The organism is Paenibacillus vandeheii (genome assembly GCF_030433635.1).
Lineage (GTDB): Bacteria > Bacillota > Bacilli > Paenibacillales > Paenibacillaceae > Paenibacillus > Paenibacillus vandeheii.
Genome location: NZ_JAROCD010000008.1, coordinates 45651 through 67467, shown reverse-complemented (window position 1 = coordinate 67467; position 21817 = coordinate 45651). Strand labels below are relative to the sequence as shown.

16 protein-coding genes and 1 pseudogene are annotated in these 21817 nt (G+C 46.8%); 10 read left to right on the top strand and 7 right to left on the bottom strand.

The window, feature by feature from the left end:
- Nucleotides 1–74: 74 nt before the first annotated feature.
- The 6 genes from P5G61_RS16935 (at nucleotide 75) to xynC (ending at nucleotide 9252) form a co-directional block, all read left to right on the top strand.
- Nucleotides 75–2321, top strand: a complete 2247-nt coding sequence (locus P5G61_RS16935) for a glycoside hydrolase family 95 protein (protein WP_301247600.1) — start codon at nucleotides 75–77, stop codon at nucleotides 2319–2321.
- Nucleotides 2322–2523: 202 nt separating this feature from the next.
- Nucleotides 2524–3729 carry an SGNH/GDSL hydrolase family protein gene (locus tag P5G61_RS16930; RefSeq protein WP_301247599.1) on the top strand — a complete coding sequence of 402 codons (1206 nt, stop codon included), beginning with the start codon at nucleotides 2524–2526 and terminating at the stop codon, nucleotides 3727–3729.
- A 57-nt stretch (nucleotides 3730–3786) separates the two neighbouring features.
- Entirely contained in the window at nucleotides 3787–4554 is a 768-nt protein-coding gene (locus tag P5G61_RS16925) for an alpha/beta hydrolase (protein WP_301247598.1), read from the top strand.
- A gap of 189 nt (nucleotides 4555–4743) precedes the next feature.
- The gene (locus tag P5G61_RS16920) at nucleotides 4744–5058 is read left to right on the top strand and encodes an ArsR/SmtB family transcription factor (protein WP_024633364.1); all 315 of its coding nucleotides are present in this window, start codon (nucleotides 4744–4746) and stop codon (nucleotides 5056–5058) included.
- Nucleotides 5055–7556: an FAD-dependent oxidoreductase gene (locus P5G61_RS16915; protein WP_301247597.1), complete on the top strand. Its 2502-nt coding sequence runs from the start codon at nucleotides 5055–5057 to the stop codon at nucleotides 7554–7556. Before P5G61_RS16920 ends, P5G61_RS16915 begins: the two co-directional genes overlap by 4 nt.
- A 346-nt stretch (nucleotides 7557–7902) precedes the next feature.
- The gene (xynC, locus tag P5G61_RS16910; protein ID WP_301247596.1) at nucleotides 7903–9252 is read left to right on the top strand and encodes a glucuronoarabinoxylan endo-1,4-beta-xylanase XynC; all 1350 of its coding nucleotides are present in this window, start codon (nucleotides 7903–7905) and stop codon (nucleotides 9250–9252) included.
- Nucleotides 9253–9389: 137 nt separating this feature from the next.
- Here xynC and P5G61_RS16905 read toward each other — a convergent pair whose 3' ends face one another.
- The 6 genes from P5G61_RS16905 to P5G61_RS16880 form a co-directional block, all read right to left on the bottom strand.
- Nucleotides 9390–10166: a Cof-type HAD-IIB family hydrolase gene (locus P5G61_RS16905; RefSeq protein WP_301247808.1), complete on the bottom strand. Its 777-nt coding sequence runs from the start codon at nucleotides 10164–10166 to the stop codon at nucleotides 9390–9392.
- 7 nt (nucleotides 10167–10173) lie between these two features.
- A complete protein-coding gene (locus tag P5G61_RS16900) occupies nucleotides 10174–11223 on the bottom strand; it encodes an ABC transporter ATP-binding protein (RefSeq protein ID WP_079349014.1) in 1050 nt (349 codons plus the stop codon).
- Nucleotides 11220–12974, bottom strand: a complete 1755-nt coding sequence (locus P5G61_RS16895) for an ABC transporter permease (RefSeq protein ID WP_301247595.1) — start codon at nucleotides 12972–12974, stop codon at nucleotides 11220–11222. The genes P5G61_RS16900 and P5G61_RS16895 overlap by 4 nt, the downstream gene beginning before the upstream one ends.
- Nucleotides 12975–12991: 17 nt before the next feature.
- Nucleotides 12992–14032, bottom strand: a complete 1041-nt coding sequence (locus P5G61_RS16890; RefSeq protein ID WP_094936295.1) for an ABC transporter substrate-binding protein — start codon at nucleotides 14030–14032, stop codon at nucleotides 12992–12994.
- A 69-nt stretch (nucleotides 14033–14101) separates the two neighbouring features.
- Nucleotides 14102–14959 (bottom strand): HAD family hydrolase, encoded by an 858-nt coding sequence (locus P5G61_RS16885; RefSeq protein ID WP_301247594.1) that lies wholly within the window; start codon nucleotides 14957–14959, stop codon nucleotides 14102–14104.
- A gap of 25 nt (nucleotides 14960–14984) precedes the next feature.
- Nucleotides 14985–15719: an MBL fold metallo-hydrolase gene (locus tag P5G61_RS16880; protein ID WP_301247593.1), complete on the bottom strand. Its 735-nt coding sequence runs from the start codon at nucleotides 15717–15719 to the stop codon at nucleotides 14985–14987.
- A 215-nt stretch (nucleotides 15720–15934) separates the two neighbouring features.
- Between P5G61_RS16880 and P5G61_RS16875 the strand changes: the two genes are divergently transcribed.
- The 4 genes from P5G61_RS16875 to P5G61_RS16860 all read left to right on the top strand — a co-directional run bounded on the left by P5G61_RS16875 (nucleotide 15935) and on the right by P5G61_RS16860 (nucleotide 21505).
- Nucleotides 15935–16891 (top strand): sugar-binding transcriptional regulator, encoded by a 957-nt coding sequence (locus tag P5G61_RS16875; RefSeq protein WP_301247592.1) that lies wholly within the window; start codon nucleotides 15935–15937, stop codon nucleotides 16889–16891.
- Between the two features lie 483 nt (nucleotides 16892–17374).
- The gene (codB, locus tag P5G61_RS16870) at nucleotides 17375–18655 is read left to right on the top strand and encodes a cytosine permease (RefSeq protein WP_301247591.1); all 1281 of its coding nucleotides are present in this window, start codon (nucleotides 17375–17377) and stop codon (nucleotides 18653–18655) included.
- On the top strand, nucleotides 18624–19892 hold the full coding sequence (locus P5G61_RS16865; RefSeq protein ID WP_301247590.1) for a cytosine deaminase: 1269 nt from the start codon (nucleotides 18624–18626) through the stop codon (nucleotides 19890–19892). Before codB ends, P5G61_RS16865 begins: the two co-directional genes overlap by 32 nt.
- A 380-nt stretch (nucleotides 19893–20272) precedes the next feature.
- Nucleotides 20273–21505, top strand: coding sequence for a multidrug effflux MFS transporter (locus tag P5G61_RS16860; RefSeq protein WP_301247589.1), 1233 nt, complete (start codon nucleotides 20273–20275; stop codon nucleotides 21503–21505).
- Nucleotides 21506–21611: 106 nt separating this feature from the next.
- Here the strand turns inward: P5G61_RS16860 and P5G61_RS16855 are convergent.
- Nucleotides 21612–21716: pseudogene (locus tag P5G61_RS16855) on the bottom strand (helix-turn-helix domain-containing protein); the annotation flags it as partial.
- Between the last annotated feature and the right edge of the window lie 101 nt (nucleotides 21717–21817).

Here is a 21817-nt window from a genome sequence, read left to right as displayed (position 1 = left end):
TCTTTCCATATTTGAATGTTAAAATGAATTATAGACCTAAAAGTTGTTTCGAATATGAATATGGGAGGAACACAATGACAGAAGCAAATCAGAATCATCAACGCATGTGGTACAGCGAACCTGCCAAGGTGTGGAACGAAGCTCTGCCAATTGGAAATGGTCGCCTTGGTGCAATGATATTTGGAGGTGTAGCCGAGGAACGATTGCAGTTGAATGAGGATTCCATGTGGTACGGTGGAGCTCGTGATCGTAACAATGAAGATGCACTCCCTAATCTGCCTCGTATCCGCAAGTTCATTATGGAAGGGAAACTTCGGGAGGCTGAAGAGATTGCTTCCATGACGATGGCGGGACTTCCAGAAGCGCAGCGACATTATGTGCCACTTGGGGAGCTGCAGTTATCGTTAAGCCATCATGATGGTCCTGTCGAGGATTATGTACGGGAGCTTGATTTGGACCGGGGCGTTTCAAGGGTAAGCTATCGGGTCAACAACATCCGTTATTCACGTGAGCTGTTTGCCAGCCACCCGGATCAGGCCATCATACTTCGAATCTCCGCAGATACAAAGAATGCAGTATCGATAAAAGCCCGATTCAACCGACAGAACTGGAGGTACATGGAGAAAACAAAGAAGTGGGACCAGAGCGGCCTGATCATGCTTGGTGAATGCGGTGGTAAAGAGGGTAGTTCTTTTGCTGCTGTTATGAAAGCGGTACCAAATGAGGGTTCCTGCCGCCTTCTGGGCGAGTACCTGCTGGTGGAGGGCGCGACCTCGGTCACACTGATGCTTGCTGCGGGAACGACTTTCCGTCAGGAAGATCCGGAGTCACACTGTAAACTTCTCCTGGAAGAGCTTGGCCGGATTCCTTATGAAACGCTGCTTGAAAGGCACACAACGGATTATGGTGAACTCTACAACAGAGTAGCATTGGATCTGACAAAGAGCTCTGAACGTAATGAACTTCCAACTGACAAAAGATTAGAAGAATTCCAAAAGGGATCAGAGGACCCGGGATTGATCGAGACCTATTTTCAGTATGGCCGTTATCTGTTCATTTCCTCCAGCCGACCAGGCTCTTTGCCTGCAAATCTTCAAGGGATATGGAATGACAGTTTTACACCGCCATGGGATAGTAAATTTACGATCAACATTAACGCACAAATGAATTACTGGCTGGCCGAAAACTGCAATCTCGCAGAGTGTCACGAGCCATTGTTCGATCTGATTGAGAGAATGCGGGAGCCGGGCCGAATCACGGCACGGGTTATGTATGATTGCCGGGGGTTTACGGCACATCACAATACGGATATTTGGGCAGACACAGCGCCTCAGGATACCTATCTTCCAGCTTCGTTCTGGCCGATGGGGGCTGCTTGGTTATGCTTGCATTTGTGGGAGCATTATCGCTATAATCAGAATCTCGTTTTTTTGGAACAGGCCTATGAAACCATGAAGGAATCGGCCGAATTTCTCCTGGACTATCTGATCGAGGATGCAGAAGGCCGTCTGATTACTTGTCCATCCGTCTCTCCTGAGAACAGCTATAAGCTGCCTAGTGGCGAGATCGGTGTGCTTTGCGCTGGGGCTTCAATGGATTTTCAGATCATCGAAGCACTGTTCAACGCTTGTATTCGCAGTGCCGAGTTGATTGGAAGAGACCTTTCATTCAGAAAAGAACTCGCTGATGCCCTGAAGCGAATCCCGAAGCCGCAGATCGGCAAGAACGGCCAAATTCAGGAGTGGATGGAGGATTATGAAGAAGTGGAACCAGGCCATCGGCACATCTCGCATCTATTCGGGCTGTATCCTGGAGAATGTTTCTCTCCAGCACATACGCCGGAATTGGCGAAGGCTGCACGGATCACGCTGGAGCGCAGGTTGGAAAATGGCGGTGGACACACGGGCTGGAGCCGGGCCTGGATCATTCATTTCTGGGCACGCCTTGAGGATGGAGAGATGGCTTACGAAAATGTCAGGGCTCTATTGGAGCACTCAACGTTGCCTAATCTTTTTGACAATCACCCGCCATTTCAGATTGACGGCAACTTTGGTGGAGCATCGGGAATTGCCGAGATGTTACTGCAGAGTCACACTGACGTGATTCGGCTTCTGCCTGCTGTACCTGTCCAGTGGCATGAAGGGAGTGTTAGAGGCCTCAGAGCCCGAGGCGGATATACACTCGATTTCTCCTGGAAGATGGGGGAGGTGACTACAGTAACCGTAAAAAGTACAAACACTGGTGTTTGTCAGTTGCAAGGCCCTGGTCTCAAGCCTATTTCCTTTAATGCAGAGGCTGGACAGTCCTATATTTTCACCTGACGGATTGACATTCAAAATTGGCTGCCAGAAGGCTGGGTATTGGAATACAAACTATACTTTGTCAGGTAAAGACATAGCATTTAACAGGTTGTCTGCTTTACATGCGAGCGTTAGACTTTAAGTTAATAAAGTATAAAAGACATCTGTTAGCATACGATGTTACTCTCATTTATCCGGGAAGGGATGATTTTTCATGCAGGACATGAGTGAGACATCCTTGAACTTCGAATCGCAAGCTTATCGTGATCTGATTGCAAAATCACTGCTGCATAAAGGTCATAATGCCAGACTGAAGAAGGCTATTGAGAAAACAAAACGCGGTGAGCCTGTAACGATTGCATACATCGGTGGCTCGATTACTCAAGGTGCCGGGGCTGAACCGATTCATATGAATTGTTATGCATATCAATCCTTTCACCTTTTCAAGAAAATGTTCGCTCCAACAAGTAACAGCTCACTACGTTTTATTAAGGCCGGGTTAGGCGGAACACCTTCCGAGCTTGGTGTAATCCGCTATCATCGAGATGTACTTAGAGAGGGGAAAGTCAAGCCAGATATAGTCATTGTGGAGTTCGCCGTGAACGATGCCGATGATGAAACCGAAGGAACATGTTATGAAAGCCTTGTGCTGCAAGCGTTAAGAGCTGACAATGATCCTGCTGTCATTCTGCTATTCAGCGTATTTAAGAACGACTGGAATCTGCAGGATCGGCTGGCTCCTATAGGTTGGCACTACAACCTCCCGATGGTAAGTGTGAAAGATGCTGTTGTAGAACAGTTTCAACTTCCCCCTGAGGAAGGAAGACTCATCTCCAAAGAGCAATACTTCCATGACATCTATCATCCAACCAATGCCGGGCATCTTGTCATGGCCGATTGTCTGGGCTGGCTGTTTGAGGTAACGGATCGTTCTGACCTGGATCAAGGAAAGGATACGATTAATAAACCACCACTAATCGGAAATGCATTTGTGGATGTGAAGCTGCTGGACCGACTGAATGGCGAGAGCGTCGCCCGCATCGAAGTGGGGGGGTTTGGAGAAACGGATACGGATCTGCAAATGGCTGAGATGGATGATGATCCATACGGCACGCCTCATTTTCCTAATAACTGGATGTATTCCAGAGAGAGCGGGAGTCAAGCTGGCAGCTTCAAGATGATTCTGCGGAGCAAGCGGCTCATTCTGATTTTCAAGGATTCTGCAAGTGATGAGTTTGGTACCGCAAATATATGTGTGGACGGGGAGCTGGTCCATAAAGCTGATCCGCATCAAATCAATTGGACGCATTGTCATGTGCTGCTCCTGTTCGATGAGAAGCAGTCCAGCGAGCACATCATTGAGATTGGAATGGCCGAAGGTCATGAAGACAAATCGTTTACGATATTGGGCTTTGGTTATGTCGATTAACAACGGCATCTGGCTCAATAGAAGCTTGAGATGCAAGTGTAGGAGAGGAGAATGAGGATGATCGCAGCACCAAAAGGATATGATCAGTATAGGGAGGGCATACCGCGCGGGATCATTGAGACGGTAGAATATCCCTCGACAACGGTGGGGAATTCGCGCAAAGCAATGGTGTATACGCCTCCCGGATTTTCTTCGGATAATACGTATAATGTCCTGTATCTTTTACATGGCATAGGCGGGGATGAAACCGAGTGGTACAATCATGGCACTCCTCAGGTCATTCTCGATAATCTGTACGACGATGGCAAGCTTGAGCCGATGATTGTCGTTTTCCCCAATGGCCGCGCGATGCCGAATGATCGAGCAGAGGGGGATCTGTTTGATCCGGATAAAATTCAAGCGTTCGAGAGATTTGAATCCGACCTGTTTGACGATTTAATTCCTTATATTGAAGAGAATTACCCGGTGTGGATCAATCGGGACAACCGCGGGATTGCCGGTTTATCGATGGGCGGTGGTCAATCCTTAAATATCGGATGGAGTAATCTCGATCGATTTGCATGGATTGGAGCCTTTTCCGCTGCCCCAAACACACGTGCCCCGGAAGTGCTCATCCCTAATCCGAGTGAGATTACTGGGCTTGTGAGAAACCTTTGGCTGTCCTGTGGAGATCAGGATAACCTCAAACATATCAGTGATCAAATGCATGCTTATTTGGCACAACACGGCATTTCTCATATTTGGAATGAGGAACAAGGTGGGCATGATTGGCCAGTGTGGAAGAATGGACTGTATCAATTTTCCCAATTGCTTTTTAAAATTTGATTTGGATCTCTTGGATCACTTAACTTAGTGAAACTTGATTTAAACGGTTAGACTCTATCCTGTCAAACCGTTTTTTTTGTTGTCTGACCATTCGGGAATCAGGTGATCCGAATCCTGATTAGGTTTGCCATTTGACATCTACATCACTATATCGTAATATTGTAATATAACGTTTTAGGAGGAATGAGTTTGAATACACCTGCCTTTGATAGTAGTGATCTTAAGCAGTTCGACGAACCTGCTAATCTGCTAAAAGCTTTATCTCATCCCATTCGTTTGTGCATTGTACGTGGGCTGATGCGCAAAAAGAAATGTAACGTTTCATATATGCAGGAGTGTCTTGATCTGCCGCAATCAACCGTATCTCAGCATTTGCAGAAGCTGCGCAGTGCAGGTATTGTCGCCACTGAGCGCAATGGCCTTGAAGTGAATTACGTGCTTGCGGATCAACGGATTGAACAGATTATACCTATTCTTTTTGGAGAGGACGATTGTGAATCATGAGCAAAAAAGTATTGATTGTTGGTGGCGTAGCAGGGGGAGCATCTGCTGCTGCTCGCCTGCGCCGCCTGGATGAACACGCCGAAATCATTATATTTGAGAAAGGACCCTATATTTCATTTGCCAATTGTGGGTTACCTTATTATATTGGAGGCACGATCGCTGAGCGCGATCGTCTGCTGGTACAAACACCCAAAGGAATGGCCGATCGTTTTCGAATCGATGTACGTACGAAGAGTGAAGTCATCGCGATTAATCCGCACAATCGAACGGTTCAGGTACAGAGCCATGAGCGCGGACGATATGAAGAAAGCTACGACGAGCTAATTTTGTCACCAGGTGCACGGCCTATTATTCCTGATCTGCCGGGGAAGGACAACCCGCTTATTTTCACCGTTCGCAGCATACCGGATATTGACCGCATCAAAGAGCAGATGAATTCAGATAACAACGCTTCTGCAATCGTTATTGGTGGTGGATTTATCGGTGTTGAAATGGCAGAAAATTTAAAAGAAGCAGGACTGGACGTCACACTGGTCGAGGGTAACGGACAGCTGCTCACCCCATTTGATCCCGAGCTGGCAGCGGCACTGGCACAGGAAATGGAGCAGCATGGCGTTAAGCTGCTATTTTCACAGCGTGTTCAAGGTTTCCAATCACGTGAACAAGGGATTGGTGTGGAGCTTGCCGATGGTCGGGTTCTTGCCGCAGATCTGGTCATTCTGGCAATAGGCGTAGCTCCGGACACTGCTTTTCTGCAACATAGCGGTGTTTCCCTGGGTGCACGTGGACATATCATGGTCAACGAAGCGCTGGAGAGCAGTGTGCCGCATATCTATGCAGTTGGTGATGCCATTGAAGTAAATGATTATATTCATGGAACGAAGACTGCGATTCCGCTGGCTGGACCTGCCAATAAGCAGGGACGAATTGTTGCCGATCGGATTGCGGGATTACATTCAACGTACAAAGGAACACAAGGGACGTCCATTATTAAAGTATTTGGAATGACCGGTGCTTCAACCGGCAGTAATGAAAAAACACTAAAACGTCTCGGAATTAATTATCGCACGGTTATCGTACACCCTGGCTCTCACGCCTCGTATTATCCAGGTTCCAGCGCGATCACTCTCAAGCTGCTGTTTGCACCGGATGGTAAAATTCTTGGCGCTCAGGCCGTCGGCTATGACGGAGTGGATAAACGAATAGATGACATTGCGGTAGCCATACATTTTGGCGGTCACATCAGCGATCTGGCTGAGCTTGAGCTGAGTTATGCACCGCCATATTCCTCTGCGAAAGATCCGGTAAACATGGCTGGATATGCAGCAGAAAATATCATGACTGGGCGGGTAGACACGTTCACCTATGATCAGTTGTCTGCACGCGAACCCGAACAGTCTATATTGCTCGATGTGCGCAGCGAACTGGAGTATCGTAATGGGAACATTCCGGGGTCATTAAATATTTCAGTGGATGAGCTTCGTCAGCGTATCCATGAATTGGATTCCTCCAAAGAAATCTGGGTTTACTGCCAAGTCGGCTTGCGCGGATATACGGCTTCGCAAATTTTACGACAGCATGGCTTTAAAGTGAAAAACCTGAGTGGAGGCTATAAAACATACCGTCAGGCGCAATTTATGCCCACACCATTTTTTACAGAAAGTCATAATAATACAAACGGTCAGCGTTCTGTCGAACAACTGCCAGCTACCAAAGAAACTGCATTGGAGCCGACCCAGCCGTCGTTAATGCAACCTTTGCATATTGATAACGAACTGAACGTATGCGGCTTAAGTTGTCCCGGTCCGCTAATCCAGGTCAAGCAAAAAATGGATCAACTGACAGACGGACAGACCCTGCGCGTAAAAGCTTCCGATCCGGGATTTTATGAAGACGTCAAGGCATGGGCAACCATGTCAGGCTCCACACTTCTACAGTTGGAACGTGGGAAGGGGAGCATTATTGAGGCGGTACTTGCCAAGAACACAGCGCAATCCGTATCCTCAACTAAGCAAACTCCTGAAGCTGAGCCTGCCAGTACGTTAGTTGTTTTCAGCGGCGATCTGGATAAAGCCATTGCGTCATTTATTATTGCGAATGGGGCAGCGGCAAGCGGACGAAAAGTAACGATGTTTTTTACCTTCTGGGGATTGAATATCATCCGCAAGCATCAGCCACAACCTGTATCCAAAACAGGGATAGGCCGTATGTTTAACATGATGCTGCCAAGCAGCAGCCGCAAGCTGGGTATGTCCAAAATGAACATGCTGGGAATCGGGCCAAAAATGATCCGCGGTCTGATGAAAAATAACAATGTTGCTTCTCTGGAGGAGCTGATACAGACCGCAGCAGAGCAAGGCGTTGAGATGGTGGCTTGCCAGATGTCCATGGATTTAATGGGCATTCAACGTGAAGAAATAATGGATCAGGTTACCATTGGTGGCGTGGGTTATTATTTGGGACAAGCGGCTCAGGCAAATCATAACCTGTTTATATAAAATTCGATATTAATCTGATCTCTGTTACAATCTGAACATCCTAATCTTATAAAAAAATCATCTATTTGAGTCTGTACGTTTTCCAATGAAAGCCACTAATGTAGTGGCTTTTTCTTTATAAACTTTTTCTTTACAAACCAAGCTTCGCTCTTGTTGTTTATAAATGAACCTTCTTGTCCTTTCACGCAATAAACGGAACGGAATATGCAATGAAAATGTTCCTTAATTGCCTTATTATGTAATAAACCTGCCATGATTCAGTTCATATAGAAAGCGCTTTCCAATTAGTTTCTCATGGGTTAGTACAATGTACAGGATTCATTATTTGAAGAGGAGGATGAGGTTAATGAGTGTACGTTTCAAAAAAACGATTAGCGTAATACTTGCCTGCTTGACTGCTCTGCCCGTTATGATCACGGCACAAACTCCAGCGAAGGTGTCCGCAGCGAGTGATGTAACAATTAACCTATCGGCAGAAAAACAGATTATACGGGGCTTTGGAGGGATCAATCATCCTGCCTGGATCGGAGATCTTACAGCGGCGCAACGGGAAACCGCTTTTGGTAACGGTCAGAATCAACTCGGCTTCTCTATACTGCGAATTTATGTCGACCCGGATCGGAATAACTGGTATCGCGAAGTCCCCACAGCCAAACGTGCCATTGAGCAGGGCGCTCTCGTATTTGCTTCACCATGGAATCCGCCCAGTGACATGATTGAAACCTTTAATCGCAACGGGGATACAAATGCCAAACGACTCAAATACGACAAATATGCCGCATATGCGCAGCACCTGAATGATTTTGTTACCTATATGAAAAATAATGGTGTAAATCTGTATGCGATTTCCGTACAAAACGAGCCGGATTATGCGCATGATTGGACTTGGTGGACGCCTGAAGAGATGCTTCGGTTTATGAAAGAAAATGCCGGATCAATTAATAACACCAAAGTGATGGCACCCGAATCGTTCCAATATTTAAAAAACATGTCTGATCCGATATTGAATGACCCGCAGGCTCTTGCCAATATGGATATTCTCGGTGCCCATACGTATGGAACACAGTTCAGCAACTTCCCTTATCCGTTGTTCAAACAGAAAGGCGCAGGGAAAGAACTTTGGATGACTGAAGTTTATTATCCAAACAGCAACAATAATTCGGCTGACCTCTGGCCAGAAGCGCTCGACGTCTCCTATCATATGCACCATGCTATGGTAGAAGCAGATTTTCAGGCTTATGTCTGGTGGTATATCCGCAGGCAGTACGGTCCCATGAAAGAGGACGGCACGATTAGCAAACGCGGTTACAATATGGCTCATTTCTCCAAATTCATTCGTCCAGGTTATGTCAGAGTTGACGCAACCAAAAATCCGGATACGAACACATATACCTCAGCTTACAAAGGAGATAACAAGGTCGTTATCGTTGCAATCAACAGAGGTACCTCGGCAGCAAGTCAAAGGTTTGTTTTGCAAAACGGTAATGCTTCGACAGTTTCCTCCTGGGTCACGGACGTCAGCAGAAACCTGCAGGCAGGATCACCCATTAATGTATCCAGTGGTGCTTTTACAGCCACGCTGCCACCACAAAGTGTTACAACCTTCGTTGCCAGTCTGACAGGTGTTTCGAGTGTTTCCAATACGGATAGTACCTATGAAGTCGAGACGGTTCCTAATCAGGCAGCGGGCAATTGAAATCATTCAACGTTAAAGGAACAGCCTGCTGCATTTAAGGCCAATTCATTCAAGAAAAAGAGACGTTCCTGGATTACCGGGAGCGTCTTTTTTTCGTATGACTGGTGTAACTTATAACGGGGAGGTGACTGTTCCTTCTATAATAATCCAGCCCATTTCAGACCATGCCAAATCCCGTCTTGCTCTGCATGGGTCGTCACATGGGAAGCTATTTGTTGCAGAGGATACGGGGCGTTGCCCATGGCAATGCTACAGCCTGCATAGCGAAACATCTCCATATCATTGAAGTTGTCACCGAAGGCATACACATTTTCAGGGGAAAATCCGATTCGGGCAGCAAGTTTGGAAACACCTTCCGCTTTGGAGCCCCCCGCAGGCAGAACATCCATGGAGAATGGATGCCAGCGGACAAAGTGGAGATCACGAAACCTTTCGCGATAGGATGATTCTTCTTCTGGTGAACAGAACAGCATCGTCTGATAGATAAGTCTGTTTTTGCAGAATTGCTGATTAACCCCAGGGTGGGTCACTCCAAGCGAAGTTAGGCAAAGGTCTACATGGGGGTGATAATCCTGACTGCAGCTCATTTGCGAATGATCAAGATAGACGAGTGGATGTCCGGATAAGCCAGCGAATACAGACAGTTGATTCAAAGCATCCGAGCGGATGGGATTGCTGTGAATGAGTTCCCCTTGATGAATCATATATTGTCCATTGAAGCTAACATAAGACGACAGTCCAAGTTCAAGGCGAACCTGTTCCAACATGAACGGAGATCGTCCTGAGGCCAAAGCTACCGTATGACCGGCTTCTTTTAACGTCTGAACGGCTTGCTTCGCGGAAGCGGGAATCCGATTATGACGATCCAGAAGAGTACCATCGATGTCAAAGAAAATCAGCTTCTTGGTTTGAATCAAAACGTCACACCCCTTCGCCGCTGACGGAAGAAAGACTCAGACTCACTTGGTCGTTCAGGGAGAATGGAAGGGGAGAGATGACTTCCCAACGTGTATCATCGCTGCGGATGTCATAATGAAATTCTTTCCCTTGAAACTGGACATTGACAATCTCACCCGATATCCCCGCTTTGCCTGAAGGCTGCAGCTGGAACTGATCCGGCCTGACGGGATATAAGCCGTGTGATTTGAAATAGTTCGCAACCTGCTTGCCAGGCCAGGAAATATTCGTACCGCCCTTAGGCATAAAGACATCTGCATCCCAGTGACCTGTGACCAAGTTGGATTTTGAAACGAATCTCGCTACGAATTCGGTCTCCGGCCGCAAATAAATTTCCTGCGGCGTTCCAGCCTGCTCAATCCGTCCATCTTTCATAACGATGATGCGGTCAGCCATAGCTAGGGCTTCGCCTTGATCATGCGTAACGTAGACTACAGCCGATTCGGTATTTCGGTGTACCTGTTGAATCTCACGTCGCATATCCATGCGAAGCATGGCATCCAGACTGCTGAGAGGTTCATCCATCAGCAGCAGTGATGGTTGGGGAGCGATGGCCCGTGCGATAGCGACGCGTTGTTTTTGTCCCCCGGACAGCTCATGCGGCATGCGGTCTGCCAGATGTGAAAGTCCCGACATATTCAGAACTTCATGTATCCGGTTCTGTTCGTTATTTTTAATATGAGAAGGTGTTGATTTGTGTGTCCGTATGGGGAAGCGGATGTGCTCAGCCACATTCATATGCGGCCACAGTGCAAAGGACTGGAATACCATGCCGATTCTTCGTTTTTCCGGGGGAAGCAATGTCCCTGAGCCTGCAACCACCAGGTCATCCATGAGAACCTCGCCGCTGCTCGGCTGCTCGAATCCGGCAAGAATGCGCAGTAATGTAGTTTTCCCACAACCTGACGGTCCAAGGATCGCTACGAATTCTCCATCCTTAATCGTTAAGTCAATGGAATGAAGTGCCTGGAAACTGCCGAAGGATTTGCTAACCTGTTTGATCTGGATACTCATGACTTCACTCCCTTACGTGCAGCCCATCGCTGAACGATGAGCAATATTACTCCTCCTGCCGCAATAAGTGCGACAATCAGACTGGACAATGCGGTTGAATAGAGGGTATCCCCTGCCTGCTCAAAACTAAATATGGTGACACCAATAGTCTGTGAACCCGAAGAATATAACAGTGCCGATACGGTAAGCTCGGTCAGGGCAGTCAGGAAGACCAACATGCCTCCTGTCAGAATACCCGGCAGCAATAATGGCAGCAAAACTGAGGTCCACTTGCGCCAGAAACCTGCCCCGGAGATCCGTGCAGCCTCCTCCATCGATGAATCCAGCTGCATGAATGAAGTGACACTTGAACGAATCTGAAGAATAAGAAATCGACAGATATATGCGATAAACAAAATGGTCATCGTCCCATAGATGCCAGGGTTCCAGCCAGGGATCGGCTCCATCCATACCAGAATCATGGACAGGGCGAACACGATACCAGGTAAGGTGTAAGGAACAGCAGTGGCCAGCTCGGCCATTTTATTGAATCGATTAGGCTTACGTACCCGTATATATGCAAATCCTGAGCCTATAATCAGACAAGCGAGCATCGTGACGAGGGCGAGGACAAGACTGTTCTGGATCGCCTGCCACACACGCTCATTTTCAAAAAGAATATATCTGTAATTGTCTAATGTCATATTGGCACGTGTAAGACCGAGCCCATAGGCTCTTTTGAAAGACATCGAGAACATGGAAGACAATGGAACAATAGTAATCAGCAAGAGACCAGACCATATAGCCAATGTTAATGGCTTCCGCATGCGACCCAAAGCATATCTGGGGGCCAGATCGGGCTGCATCGTGTCGGAGGCATGATTTTTGCGCAAAAGGATCCATTGCAACAGACTTCCGACTATCGCAGCTGCACCGAGCAGCACAGATAAGGATGCACCACGGGCGAAAGCTGAAGGTCCAAACCCGATAATTTCTTCATATATAAGCGTGCTGAGAACTGAAATGTTCACAGGTGTGCCGAGAAAGGCCGGTATGCCGAAATTGTCCAGCGAAGCCAGAAATACAAGCAATCCTCCAGCCGTCAGGCCCGGCAGGGCAAGTGGCAATGTAATGCGACGGAAAACTTCCATCCTTCCGGCACCTCCAGCTCTTGCCGCCCATTCCAGATCACGCGGGATTTTGCGCAGTACATCCAGTGTGAACATGTACACCAGCGGAAAATGATGAATACCCATAACAAATACAATTCCACCTAAACTGTACATACTCCATGGGGCGAGTCCGGGATGAATCCATTGCAGTACACCCGCAAGCCATCCCTGCGATCCGGTAAAAGAAGACCAGGACAACGTAAGAACATAGGAGGGTAGAATAAAACAAAGTAAAATCCCCATATGCAGGGCGGACTTATTTCGGATATCCGTGTAGGCAACGATCCAGGCCAGTGTTGTTCCGAGCACCAGAGAGAGCACAGTAGAACCGGTAACGATAAATACGGTATTGCGCAATGTGGACCAAAAACGGTCCTGTTGCAGTAATTCGCTATAGTGAGATAGCGTTAAACCTTGCTCGCCCTGAAAACTGAGAAGAACCAGCTTCAGGATGGGGTATACAAAAAATATCAGTACGGCTGCTGCACCCAACAGGGCTGCCAGTCGATTCCAACGTAACAGACCGGAGAGGGAGGAAAAGGGCTTGCGCCCTTCTGCTTGTCCCCGCAGAACCATTCTATTTGTTTTCACTTTCTCCATAAGAACAGCTCCAATCCTTACTCGCCAAACACATTAATGAATTGCTGTTTGTCTGTTTCGCGATCAACTGCAAGTTTGGCTGCATCGCCAGGCAAAATCTTCATTTCCGATACACCTTTAAGTCCTTCAGGTGGAGCAACGCCTTCACGAATAGGGGAGTATCCGATCTCGGCTGACAGCTTCTGGCCATCTTCAGAGAGAACGAAATCCACAAAAGCCTGGGCAGCAGGAACATTGGCAGCTTCTTTCATGATCCCAATCGGTTCAGTGATGATCGGAACACCTTCTTCCGGATAGATCAGTTCAACCGGAGAACCTTTTGCTTTTTCTCGGGCCACGAGGTAATCAACAACGACCCCATACGATTTTTCACCGCTGGCTACAGCTTTTATTACGGCACCGTTACCTTTAATGACGGACATACCATTCATCTTGGACTCCTGCAGAAAATCCCATCCGAATCCATCTGTACGGCTGAAGACACCAATGTTGTAAGCGGCCGCGCCAGAGTATAGAGGACTCGGCATGATACTTGCATTTTTGCTCTCAGGCATGGTCAGCACTTGCCAGGAAGTTGGTTGGGCTGTGACTTTTTGGGTATTGGTAGCCAGTACCGTTGCCATCACCTTCGTACCAGCGTACATGCCATCGGGATCAACAAGATCTGTCGGAATCTGACTTAATTCTGGTGACTTGTAAGCGAGCAGAAGATCATCGCTTTTCAGATTTTCAAAGGTAACTGCATCCGCCAGCAGGAGTACATCCGCCTGAGTTTTGCCTGCCTGGCGCTCTGCCTGAATTTTGGCTGTGACTTCCTCCGTTCCAGAACGGAAGATGCTAACCTGAACATCGGGATATTTTTGGTTAAAAGCATTGACCAGTTTGCCTGCATCCTCTTCAGGCTGGGAGGTATAGAAGGATAGCTTGCCCGATACCGAATTTGAAGCTGCGCCTGAATTGCCTTGATCTGGTGTGGCTTGTCCTTGAGCGGAACAACCACTGAACACAATCATGCCTGCCAGCAGGGGCAGTAGTAACGTCTTTTTAAATGGAATCACAGATAATCTCTCCTTTGGGTGTCTATCTTATCGTTCAGTAAGTCATACTATTTCAGAAATGAGAATCGATTAGAGCAAGTAATTGTGGATGGCCTGTGCCACCCCGTCTTCGATGTTGCTACCCGTAACTATATCCGCGATTTCCTTCACATGAGATTCGGCATTGCCCATGGCAATACCGATTCCTGCCCATTGCAACATATCCAGATCATTATCATAATCCCCGGCAGCCGCAACCTGCTGAGGTTTGATATCGTGTGCGAGGCACAATCTCTCCAGGGCTTCACGTTTACTAATTCCAGCGGAGTTGACATCGAATCGCAAACTTCCAGTTCGCGTGCATTCAAACAATCCTAACCCGCCAAGGGTATGAAACAGTTTCTCGCGTGAGGCATGGTCCTTACAGATGACAGCTGCTTTGTAGAGCGTGTTCGGCATATTGCGTACAAAGGTTCTGAAATCCTGTCCGACCTCGACCAATTGAATAAGATCAGCCTGATCCTTGTACCGTTCTTCCGGTCCTTCTAATTCGGGTCGGATGACGACATTGTTCAAGGCCCAATTCTTGTTGATATCATTGATTTCCTGAACATAGAGCACATTGTACCCATAGAAATGAATGTAGGCTCCTTCTTGCTGGATGACATCCAACATAAGCAGAATATCTTCCGTTTTCAGTGGAACACCTTCAAGCATTTCACCTGTCACCGGATCTACGGTCACCGCTCCATTAAGTGCAACCAGTGGGAAAGTCATGGAGACTTCCCGGGCATGAAGCCATACGGAAGCGGGAAATCGGCCGGATGCAATGGTGACATTCACATTCCCTGACATGAGTTGCTTGATGGAGCTTCGTGTCATGGGGGTTATTACTTTGTCTGGATTCAGCATCGTGCCGTCCAGATCAAGGGCCAACAATTTGTACATGAGAAGATCCCCCCGATTAAATAGCTTACACGGTATACATTCGCAGTGGCTCGGGTATATCCACAAGTCCCCCATAGGAACGACTTGCTTCATGGCGCATCAACTCGAGATTGCCATCCCCGGGAAGATGAACCAGGACGAGCTGTTTTACATTGGCTTGTCCAGCAATCATGCCTGCCTGAAGTGCATCCATATGTCCCTGGCCGGTGGTATGCACACTGCCTTCACAGATGGTAGCCTCGCATAAAAAAATGTCAGCATCCCGTGCAAGTTCGATAAGAGAATCACAATAGGAGGTATCGCCCGAATACACCAGCACCTTGCCTTTATATGTGATCTTGACGGCATAACACGTAATGGTATGCTGCACTTGTACAAATTCAATCTCTGCACCTGCTAGTCGAATCGTGGTTGAAGGGTCAATGGTAATGACCTCGGTATGCTCACCACGCAGACCACTCAGGAGCTCAACTGGATTATCCGGAGCATACAGCTTCAGTTTATGCGACATACGTCCATTGCGAATGGCGCCAGCAGCAGCATATTGGAGCACACCAAGATCTGCGATATGATCATGGTGTAAGTGAGACAGAATAACACCAGATAGTGCCTCGACACCTGTCTCGGAGGGAAGCTTGCTCATGACGCCACTGCCACAGTCCAGCAAAATTTGTCCTTCATCTGTGGTTACAAGGTAACCCGCAGTGGCTCCTCCTGCGGCGGGATATCCCCCCCAGTAACCTAAAATTTTCACATTCATCTTTTGCACCTCAGTCTGTCTTGTTCTGCATCCTTTACAAATGTTCCGTACAGTTACAATTGTAAGAAGGCTTTATTACTTACGTGTCAAACGAATGTCAATCTTGTGTAAAATGCCATTGGGCATATCTTCCTTGCTTGACTCGACTGTGAGTGCCATTCTATAGTGGGACATATGTACGGATGGAACTATAAAATTAAAAGGCGGACTTGTATGTGAACATAGACGAACGCAAAAATATGGTAAGAGTCTGTAAAATGTATTACTACGAATCCTGGACACAGGAGAAGATTGCCGAGAAGTTGGGTGTATCCAGGCCAGTCATATCCAAGATGCTCCAGCGTGCCCGGGAAGAGGGTATTATTGAAATTGTCATTCACGATGATGATCATGAAGTCTCCAAATTGGAGAACGAGCTGGAAGGTCTGTTCAATCTGAAGCAGGCGTTAGTTGTTCCAACCAAGGATCTCAACAAAGAATTGTTATCGAGTGCCGTGGGTAAGGCAGCAGCACAATTTGTTCTGAAATTAATCAAAAACGGAGATCGTGTAGGTGTTTCCTGGGGCAATACGCTGTATCATATGGTTCGGGAATTTCCTCTGGAGAAAAAAGAGAATGTCAAAATCATTCCACTCGTTGGCGGAACAGGAAATTATCGAAATGAAATGCATTCAAACCAAATAGCCTATGAGTTGTCCAAAAAGTTGGGCGTGACCTGTGATACATTGTATGCTCCTGCAGTCGTTGAAACAGAAGAGCTGCGAGAGCAAATTATCGGCATGCCCAATATCTCGGCCGTGCTTCAAGAGGGAGAGAATATCGACCTCGCACTGGTGGGGATCGGGAATCCGTATTCGATGTCAACAATGGAACGCTCCGGTTATCTCAACGAGCAAGTATTAGCTGAGTTAGAAGAATTGAATACGGTTGCGGATATTAATTCAGTTTTTATCACCCGTGAAGGCACGGTTACGGAACACCCCATCAATCACAAAGTGATTGGTCTTGGACTTGAGCAGTTAAAGAAGACAAAAACAGTGGTGGGTATGGCATTTGGTCTTCACAAAATTGATTGCATCCTGGCAGCTGTACGCGGAGAGTACATCAATATGCTGATTACGGATGAATCTACAGCAAGTCATATTATTAAGCTCACCAATGCAAAAAAATGAAGTGCAATAAGAGCCTAACGACAGTCCATTATTTGGCTGTCGTTTGTGCCGAATTATCCAACATGGAGAACTGGTTTTGAACGAGCATTAAAATAAAAAAAGTTTGTTTTTAAAAGGGTAACATGGACTGATGACGATCAGCATCAAACCAACATTTACGGCGTTTCATAGTAAAGTGGACGATGCTGGTGAATGAGGGTTTTTAATTATTTTGGATAATAATGACATTGACAACGAAAGGTTTTTCGAAAATAATGGGATGTAATTGAATACTGGTACCTTTAATTCAGTCCAGAGAGGCTGGCAAGGGCAGCGGATTTTTGTAATCACGCGTGAATCAGGGCATATTCCGTCAGGGATGCTCTGTGTCTTCGCGCGGGTTATGATGTAAAAAAGAGGCTACTTGTCAGTTTAAGACTTGACGAGTAGCCTCTTTTTTCTGCTTTTTTTGGTATCAGGACACTTTAAGTTGGAGGTATTCTGATGAGCAAACAAGATCAAGAGTTTTCGTGGCAAGAGGTGCCGAAAGCACAGAGAAACCATTTTTGGAAGACGTTATCCGTGATGATGGGATTCACTTTCTTCTCGGCAAGCATGCTGGCAGGGGGGACGCTTGGAGTCAGCTTGACGTTCATGGAGTTCATTGGCATCGTGCTTGCGGGAAATCTGGTGCTTGGTATCTATACAGGAGCGCTGGCACATATCGCCGCCAAAATGGGGCTGTCCACACACTTGCTGGCCAAATACGCGTTCGGTGAGAAAGGATCATACCTGCCTTCGTTCCTGCTCGGCTTCACACAGGTAGGATGGTTCGGGGTAGGTGTGGCCATGTTCGCGATTCCGGTCGCTAAAGCGATGGATTGGAACGTGTACCTGTTGATCTTACTGTTCGGTCTAGCCATGACGGCATCAGCCATCTTCGGCATGAAGTCACTCGTCATCTTGGGTTATATCGCGGTTCCGGCGATTGCCATTCTCGGCGGTTACTCCATGTTTGAAGGTGCAGATACATTGGGCGGTCTGGAAGGCATGCTCGATTACACCCCGTCACAGTCGCTCACTGCGGCAGCAGCATTGACCATTTGTATCGGCTCATTCATTAGTGGCGGAACGCTGACGCCAGATTTTGCCAGATTCTCCCGGACGTCCCGGCAGGCGGTTACCGCAACGGTCATTGCATTCTTTCTGGGGAACTCCCTTATGTTCCTGTTCGGCGCAGTCGGTGCAATGGCTTATAACCTGGCAGATATCTCGGAGGTCATGTTCCTGCAAGGCTTGCTCATTCCCGCGATCATCGTGCTTGGACTCAATATCTGGACGACCAACGATAATGCCTTATACGCTTCCGGGTTGGGCTTTGCCAATATCACTAAAATTTCGAAAAAATTCTTCGTTATCGTTAATGGCATCGTGGGTACCGTATTTGCCATGTGGATGTACAACAATTTCGTGAGTTTCCTGAATGTGCTGGGTGCGGCAATACCGTCGATCGGCGCCATCATCATCGCGGACTATTTCTTCGTGAAGCGCAGAAACTATAAACCGTTTGCCGACATGACTTTTAAAACGGTAAACTGGGTAGCGATGGTAGCTTGGGCAATCGGTGTTGCGTTTGCCCAGCTGGCCCCAGGAGTAACACCTTTAAATGCACTGATCGGTACGGCGGTGGTCTACATCGTGCTGATGCTGATCATTCCTTCGAAAGAATCCAACAAAGAAAAGGGGAATATGAATGATTATACAGAACGCAAAATTGCGGGGTAAAGAAGGTCTATGGAATATCGTCGTGAAGGACGGAAAGTTCATACAAATTACGCAGGAGCTGATAGCAACGGCAAATGAGGAAGTACTTGACGTCAACGGTTCACTTGTACTGCCGCCGTTCATTGAACCTCATATTCATCTGGATACCACGTTAACGGCAGGCGAACCGGAATGGAATTTGAGTGGAACGCTGTTCGAAGGCATCCAGCGCTGGTCAGAACGGAAGGCTTCCCTGACGCATGAAGACGTCAAAATACGTTCCAAAACGGCACTGAAATGGCAAATGGCCCAGGGCATCCAGCACGTACGGACGCATGTGGATGTCACCGATCCAAGCCTTACCGCTGTTAAAGCGATGCTTGAAGTAAAAGAAGAAATGGCACCCTATATTGATATCCAGCTTGTCGCTTTCCCGCAGGAAGGCATTCACTCTTATCCGAACGGTGTGGAGTTGTTGGAAGAATCTCTGAAAATGGGCGTTGACGTGGTGGGCGGTATTCCGCACTTCGAATTTACAAGGGAATACGGCGTCGATTCGATGAAGGTCGCGTTTGATCTCGCCGAAAAATACGACCGTCTTATCGACATCCATTGCGACGAAATCGATGACGAGCAATCCCGTTTCGTGGAAGTCGTTGCCAAAGAAGCCTATGAACGCGGACTGGGCTCCCGCACGACGGCAAGCCATACAACGGCGATGGGGTCATACAATGATGCCTATACGTACAAATTATTCAGATTGCTGAAGATGGCTGACCTGAATTTCGTCTCCAATCCGCTCGTCAACATCCACCTGCAGGGACGCTTCGACACGTATCCGAAAAGAAGAGGGCTGACTCGTGTCAAAGAATTGCAGGAAGCCGGCCTTAACGTGTGCTTCGGTCACGATGACATCTTCGATCCATGGTATCCGCTAGGTACGGGCAACATGCTTCAGGTGCTGCACATGGGCATCCATGCTTCACAGCTGCTCGGTTACGACCAAATCGTAAACTCGATCGATCTTATTACGAAAAATAGCGCAAGAACGCTGCATATCGAAGATGTGTACGGCATTGAAGAAGGTAAGCCTGCCAACTTCATCGTTCTTGAAGCAGAGAACGAATATGAGGCTATTCGCAAACAGGCCGGCGTACTTTATTCGTACAGAGGCGGCCGTAAAATCGCGGAAACGAAGCCGCGGGACACGTCTATTATTCTTGAGGGCGGTTCGGAGAATGTCACGTTCAATAAATGATTCAATGTTTTGATTGAGACAAATCAAAATCAAAGCACCTTCAAGAAAATGAAGCCTTGTCGAAAGATAGGGAGATCTTCTTGGAGGTGTTTTTGCTTAATCTGCTTTAAAATTTATGATTTGACTTACAGTTAACTCTATGCCTTATACTCCGAATATGAAAGAAAAAATAAGTGGCTTTTCTGGAGTGGGGCAGTTACAATTTGTAAGGTTCAAACTAATTCTATGAAAAACGTAGATAGATCAAACTCATTTGATTCTTTGTTTTTAACCTAATGGAGGTGTGAACAGGGTAAGGAGGATAATTCACACAAAATGTATTGTAGTAATGACGATTCAAATAAAATAAATGATGTAATGAATTGGAGATTTAATCAACAATGATGAAGAGCACTAATTGGAATGTATTTGGCCTGGCAATGCTGCTGGGTTTATTTTCAACATTAGGTCCATTTACGATTGATATGTATTTACCGGCATTTCCTGAGATTGCAAAGAATTTCAATACAAGTGCATCACTTGTCCAGTTTAGTCTTACAGCTTGTTTATTAGGGCTAGGTATGGGACAACTCGTTATGGGTCCTTTGAGTGATGCTCACGGTAGACGTAAACCGTTGTTAATCTCCATGGCGGCCTATATTATTTGTTCTTTGGCATGCGCGTATGCTCCTAATATCGGACTATTAATTTTGTTTCGTTTCACTCAAGGTTTCGCGGCTTCAGCAGGAATTGTTATTTCTCGTGCGATAGCTAGGGACCTTTACAGTGGGCATGAACTCACTAAATTCTTCTCTTTGCTTTTGCTAGTAGGAAATTTGGGGCCATTGGCAGCACCGATCGCCGGAAGCGGCATTCTTTCATTCACGACATGGATTGGTGTGTTTATCTCACTCTCATTTTTGGGCGTTTTCTTATTAATCATGACCAAATGGGGTTTAAAGGAGTCAAACCCTCCCGAACGACGTATGGCTGCAAACTTCAAACAACAGCTGGGAAATTACAAAACGCTTCTACGAGATCGCAAGTTTGTGGGCTATATGCTGGCACAAGGAATCATGACGGCCGGGGTCTTTGCATATGTAGCCGGAACACCATTTATTTACCAAAATATTTATGGAGTGACACCCACTGTATTTGCGATATTGTTTGCTTCAAACGGGATCAGCTTGATCATTGGTTCCCAAATTGTAGGTCGGTTGGCACAACGTATACCTGAGCAGACTCTCCTATTATCTGGACTGTGGCTTGCTTTAGCGGCAAGTGTTGCAGCTTTGGTGGTAACCTTAGTTCATGGCCCGCTGTTCGCTTTGGTTATTCCGTTGTTCTTCTTTGTTTGCTCCATAGGTATTACGTCTACAGCGGCATTTCCGCTTGCGATGGAGAGTCAAGCCAAGATGGCTGGAAGTGCAGCTGCACTTCTCGGAGTTGTTCCTTTTCTTTTAGGCGCCTTAGTTGCTCCTCTGGTTGGTATCGCAGGTGAAGACACTGCCGTTCCGCTTGGACTCACTTTATTAATGACCAGTCTCGTTGCGATTGTTACGTACTTCCTATTAGTTAAAAAAGTCTCGCATCACACGCCTCAACATACGCAGTCTGATCCTGATTTTAATTGAGAATATATTGATCCTAGATGAATTTAAAACCGTTGAACTTTAATTCAAAGATTCAACGGTTTTTTTATTGTGTGTAATCAAGGGAAAAAGGGGGGATTTCCGCGGACTAGCCTTTTGGAATCTTCCGATAGCTGGAAGGGGAGAATCCCGATATCTTCTTGAAAAGCCGGGAGAAATAATAGGGATCACTAATGCCCACTGCGGAGCTGACTTGGAAGTAAATCAATCATTCAATCAATATTATTTGATCCTGAGTCCAAGGATAATAGAAGGTGGAAGAGCGTGATGAAATGTAATTACAATCATGGCATG